Below are 4,723 nucleotides of genomic sequence, written 5' to 3'. Positions count from 1 at the left end.
CCGACGTGCCCGCCGCGGCGATCGTTGGCGACGCCGACGCGGTGCGCCGCCTGCTCGACCTCGGCCTGCCGGTCGACGCCACCGACAGCCAGGGCTGCAGCGCCCTGCTGCGCGCGGCCGGCGGTGGCCACCGCGCGGTGGTCGACCTGCTGCTGGCCCGCGGCGCCGACCCGCAGCGCGCGGCCGGGTCCGGCGCGACCCCGCTGTCGGCCGCCGTCAGCATGCGCCACGCCGAGATCGTCGACCGCCTGCTCGCCGCCGGCGCCGACATCGAGCAGCGCCTGCCGGGCGAACTGACCGTCTTGATGGTCGCCTGCGCGCTCGGCCTGCCCGACCTCGCCGCGCGCCTGCTCGGTGCCGGTGCCGACGTCCGCGCGGTCGACGCGCAGGGCCGCACCGCGATGCACTGCGCGGCGATGTTCGGTTTCAGCGCGCGCGAGCGCACCCGCCTGGTCGCATTGTTCGACACCCTGCTGCTGGCCAACGGTGATGCCGACATCGACGCCGAGGCCGGCGGCGCGACCCCGCTGCTGCTGCTGCTGGGGGCGCGCGCCGAACCCGGCAGCGCCGCCGACGAGGCGGTGCTGGTCGCGGCGCTGGAGCAGCTGACCGACCACGACGCCCGGCTCGACGTGCAGGACCCGCGCGGTTTCGGCCCGCTGCACCTGGCCGCGCTGCACGGCCTGCTGCACGTGGTTCAGTGGCTGCTGCGCGCCGGCGCCGACCCCGACCTGCGCGACGGCCTCAACCGCAGCCCGCGCGAGATCGCGGTGATGCGCGGCTTCGTCGACATCGCCGCCGAGTTCGCCCCGCCCGGCCCACCCGGCGGCGACGTGTCGATGGCGCGGTTCCTGCGCGACCGGCGCTAGCGGTACACCCGGGCAGGCACAAAAAAAGCCCCGCAATCGCGGGGCTTTTCCGGCGTGTGGCGTCGACCGCTCAGCGCTTCATCGAGGCGAAGAACTCGTCGTTGGACTTGGAGTTCTTCATCTTGTCGAGCAGGAACTCCATCGCGCCGATCTCGTCCATGCCGTGCAGCAGCTTGCGCAGGATCCAGATCTTCTGCAGCAACTCCGGCTCGATCAGCAGGTCCTCGCGGCGGGTGCCGCTGCGGTTGATGTCGATCGCCGGGTAGACGCGCTTCTCGGCGATGCGGCGGTTCAGGTGCACCTCGGAGTTGCCGGTGCCCTTGAACTCCTCGTAGATCACCTCGTCCATCTTGCTGCCGGTATCGACCAGCGCGGTGGCGATGATGGTCAGCGAGCCGCCTTCCTCGACGTTGCGGGCGGCGCCGAAGAAGCGCTTCGGGCGGTGCAGGGCGTTGGCGTCCACGCCGCCCGACAGCACCTTGCCCGAGCTCGGCACCACGTTGTTGTACGCGCGCGCCAGGCGGGTGATCGAGTCGAGCAGGATGACCACGTCCTTCTTGTGCTCGACCAGGCGCTTGGCCCGTTCGATCACCATCTCGGCCACCTGCACGTGGCGCGCGGCCGGCTCGTCGAAGGTCGAGCTGATCACCTCGCCGCGCACGGTGCGCTGCATCTCGGTGACCTCCTCGGGCCGCTCGTCGATCAGCAGCACGATCAGGTGCACGTCCGGGTGGTTGTGGGTGATGGCGGTCGCGACCTGCTGCATCATCATCGTCTTGCCGGCCTTCGGCGGGCTGACGATCAGGGCGCGCTGGCCCTTGCCCTGCGGGGCCATCAAATCGAGGATGCGGCCGGTGATGTCCTCGGTGCTGCCGTCGCCGCGCTCCAGCCGGAACTTGCGGCGCGGGAACAGCGCGGTGAGGTTCTCGAACAGGACCTTGTTCTTGCTCGCTTCCAGCGGCTCGCCGTTGATCGTGTCGACGATCGACAGCGCGAAGTAGCGCTCGCCGTCCTTCGGGAAGCGGATGCGGCCGGACAGGTGGTCGCCGGTGCGCAGGTTGAAGCGGCGGATCTGGCTCGGGCTGATGTAGGTGTCGTCAGGGCCGGCCAGGTAGCTGGCCTCGGCCGCGCGCAGGAAGCCGAAGCCGTCGGGCAGGATCTCCAGCACGCCGTCGGCGACGACGCCCTCGCCGTGGCGGGTCAGCACCTTCAGCACGGCGAAGATGACGTCCTGCTTGCGCGCGCGGGCGACGCCCTCGGAGATGCTCAGCTGCTCGGCGATCTCCAGCAGCTTGTGCGCCGGCATCCGCTTGAGGTCGGTCAGGGTGTAGCTCGGGAAGCCCTCGGGCACCTGCGGGTTGGGCCGCGGGACGAAGTTCTCGTTGCCGCCGTCGTCGCTGGGCAGGCCGTCGCGGTCGCGGTTGCGGTTGCGGTCGCGCTTGTTGCGGAAGCGCTCGCGGCGGTTGCCGCGGCCGCCGTCCTGGTCGCCGCCGCGCGGGCCGTCGTTGCGCTGGCCCTGCGACTGGTGGTCGCGCGGCGGGTTGTCCTTGGAGGCGTTGTCCCGGGGCGCGTTGTCAGCCGACGGGGTGGCGCGGGGGGCGCCTTCGCCACCACCGTCGCCGGTTGCGGCCGGGGCCTCGTTGCGGGCGGGTGCGGGCGCGGGCTTCGACTCGGCGCCGGTGTCGGCGCTGGCCGGGGCGTCGGCCCGGGCGGCCTTCGGCTCGCTGGTCGGCTCGCTTTTGCTTGCGGCGGGAGCGGCGTCGGCCTTGCTGGCACGCGGCTTGCGCACGCGCTTTTCGGCGGTTTCGCCGGCGTCGGGGGTGTTATCGGACAAGCGGGGTTTCCTCGCTAAGCGGCGAGCGCCCGCGGCGGGCGGGCGGAGCGTCTGGGACGAAAGGTATCGAGAAGGGTGCGGCGGGGAGCGGGTCTGGCGAAACCGGCCGGGCGGGAGTCCGCGGGGCCGGTCGTTGCAACCGTTCAGGCGCCGGGTGTTGCGAAACTAGCACCGCGGCCGGGGCGCCCGCAAGCGGGGCGGGGCCCGCGGTTCATGTCGACGCCGGCCGCGGCGGGCGTCGACAGGGCCGGGCGGCGCGGGTGCCGCCCGGGACGCGGCGTCAGAGCGCCTTGTCGATCATCTGCGCCAGCTGGCCCTTGCCGACCGCGCCGATCTGGGTTTCCTGCACCTGGCCGTCCTTGAACAGCAGCAGCATCGGGATCGAGCGCACGTGGTACTTCATCGCCGTGGCGCGGTTGTGGTCGACGTTGACCTTGGCGATCCTGACCTTGCCGGCGTACTCCTCGGCCAGCTGGTCCAGCGCCGGCGCGATCATCTTGCACGGGCCGCACCACTCGGCCCAGAAGTCGACCAGCACGGGTTCGGACGACTGCAGCACGGCGGTATCGAAATCGGCATCGCCGACCTGCATGATTTTGTCGCTCACAAGCTTCTCCTGCGGTGGGGCGGGGGCGGACGATGACCGCCGCCCGGCGATTGCCCGGGGTTACGCGTTAGACTGGGGTGTTTCGCGGTGGCTTCAAGGCCCCGCGCGCTGCGGTCAGGGACGAAAACTGGCCGACCCCGGCAGTCTGCTTGGCGGACGCCACCCACGCAAGGCGCGCCCGCGCCGCGGCCCTGGCAGGCCCGGCCACGCCCCTCGCAAGCCCTCCAGAGCACCCGGACCCGCATGAGCGACAAGCCCCTTACCGATATTTCCTTCTCCTCCTTCGACCTGCACCCGAGCCTGCTGGCCGGGCTGGAGGCCGCCGGCTTCACCCGCTGCACCCCGATCCAGGCGATGACCCTGCCGGTCGCGCTGAAGGGCGGCGACGTCGCCGGCCAGGCCCAGACCGGCACCGGCAAGACCCTCGCCTTCCTGGTCGCGGTGATGAACCGTCTGCTGACCCGCCCGGCGCTGGCCGAGCGCAACCCCGGCGACCCGCGCGCGCTGATCCTCGCCCCGACCCGCGAACTGGCGATCCAGATCCACAAGGACGCGGTGAAGTTCGGCAGCGACCTCGGCCTCAAGTTCGCCCTGGTCTACGGCGGCGTCGACTACGACAAACAGCGCGAACTGCTGCAGCAGGGCGTCGACGTGATCATCGCCACCCCGGGCCGGCTGATCGACTACGTCAAGCAGCACAAGGTGGTCAGCCTGCACGCCTGCGAGATGTGCGTGCTGGACGAGGCCGACCGCATGTTCGACCTCGGCTTCATCAAGGACATCCGCTTCCTGCTGCGGCGCATGCCGATCCGCACCGAGCGCCAGACCCTGCTGTTCAGTGCCACCCTCAGCCACCGCGTGCTGGAGCTGGCCTACGAGCACATGAACGAGCCCGAGAAGCTCGTTGTCGAGGCCGAGACGATCACCGCGGCCAAGGTCCGCCAGCGCGTGTATTTCCCGGCCGACGAGGAGAAGATCCCGCTGCTGCTGGGCCTGCTGTCGCGCAGCGAGGGCGCGCGCACGATGGTGTTCGTCAACACCAAGGCCTGGGTCGAGCGGGTCGCGCGGGCGCTGGAGCGCGGCGGCTACCGGGTCGGCGTGCTGAGCGGCGACGTGCCGCAGAAGAAGCGCGAGACCCTGCTCAACCGCTTCCAGAAGGGCCAGCTGGAGATCCTGGTGGCGACCGACGTCGCCGCGCGCGGCCTGCACATCGACGGCGTCAGCCACGTCTACAACTACGACCTGCCGTTCGACGCCGAGGACTACGTGCACCGCATCGGCCGCACCGCGCGGCTGGGCGCCGAGGGCGACGCGATCAGCTTCGCCTGCGAGCGCTACGCGATGGGCCTGCCGGACATCGAGGCCTACATCGAGCAGAAACTGCCGACCGCGCCGGTCGAGGCCGACCTGCTG

The 4,723-nt window shown here is 71.3% G+C and carries 4 protein-coding genes; 2 read left to right on the top strand and 2 right to left on the bottom strand.

The features are described 5' to 3' along the window. Window positions 1–869, top strand: an 869-nt coding sequence (locus tag N799_RS13860; protein ID WP_203225060.1) for an ankyrin repeat domain-containing protein, incomplete at its 5' end; no start/stop codon positions are given. Window positions 870–939: 70 nt separating this feature from the next. On the opposite strand, the gene rho is transcribed toward N799_RS13860, so the two are convergent. Continuing rightward, a complete protein-coding gene (rho, locus tag N799_RS13855) occupies window positions 940–2,703 on the bottom strand; it encodes a transcription termination factor Rho (protein ID WP_036213843.1) in 1,764 nt (587 codons plus the stop codon). Between the two features lie 280 nt (window positions 2,704–2,983). Then, window positions 2,984–3,310 carry a thioredoxin TrxA gene (gene trxA / locus N799_RS13850; protein WP_036213840.1) on the bottom strand — a complete coding sequence of 109 codons (327 nt, stop codon included), beginning with the start codon at window positions 3,308–3,310 and terminating at the stop codon, window positions 2,984–2,986. Between the two features lie 243 nt (window positions 3,311–3,553). Between trxA and rhlB the strand changes: the two genes are divergently transcribed. After that, the coding region (gene rhlB / locus N799_RS13845; RefSeq protein ID WP_036213837.1) for an ATP-dependent RNA helicase RhlB at window positions 3,554–4,723 on the top strand (1,170 nt) is incomplete at its 3' end.

The organism is Lysobacter arseniciresistens ZS79 (assembly GCF_000768335.1).
GTDB classification, from domain to species: domain Bacteria; phylum Pseudomonadota; class Gammaproteobacteria; order Xanthomonadales; family Xanthomonadaceae; genus Novilysobacter; species Novilysobacter arseniciresistens.
The sequence above is the reverse complement of the archived record's forward strand: the minus strand, read 5'-3'. Positions and strand labels throughout refer to the sequence as shown.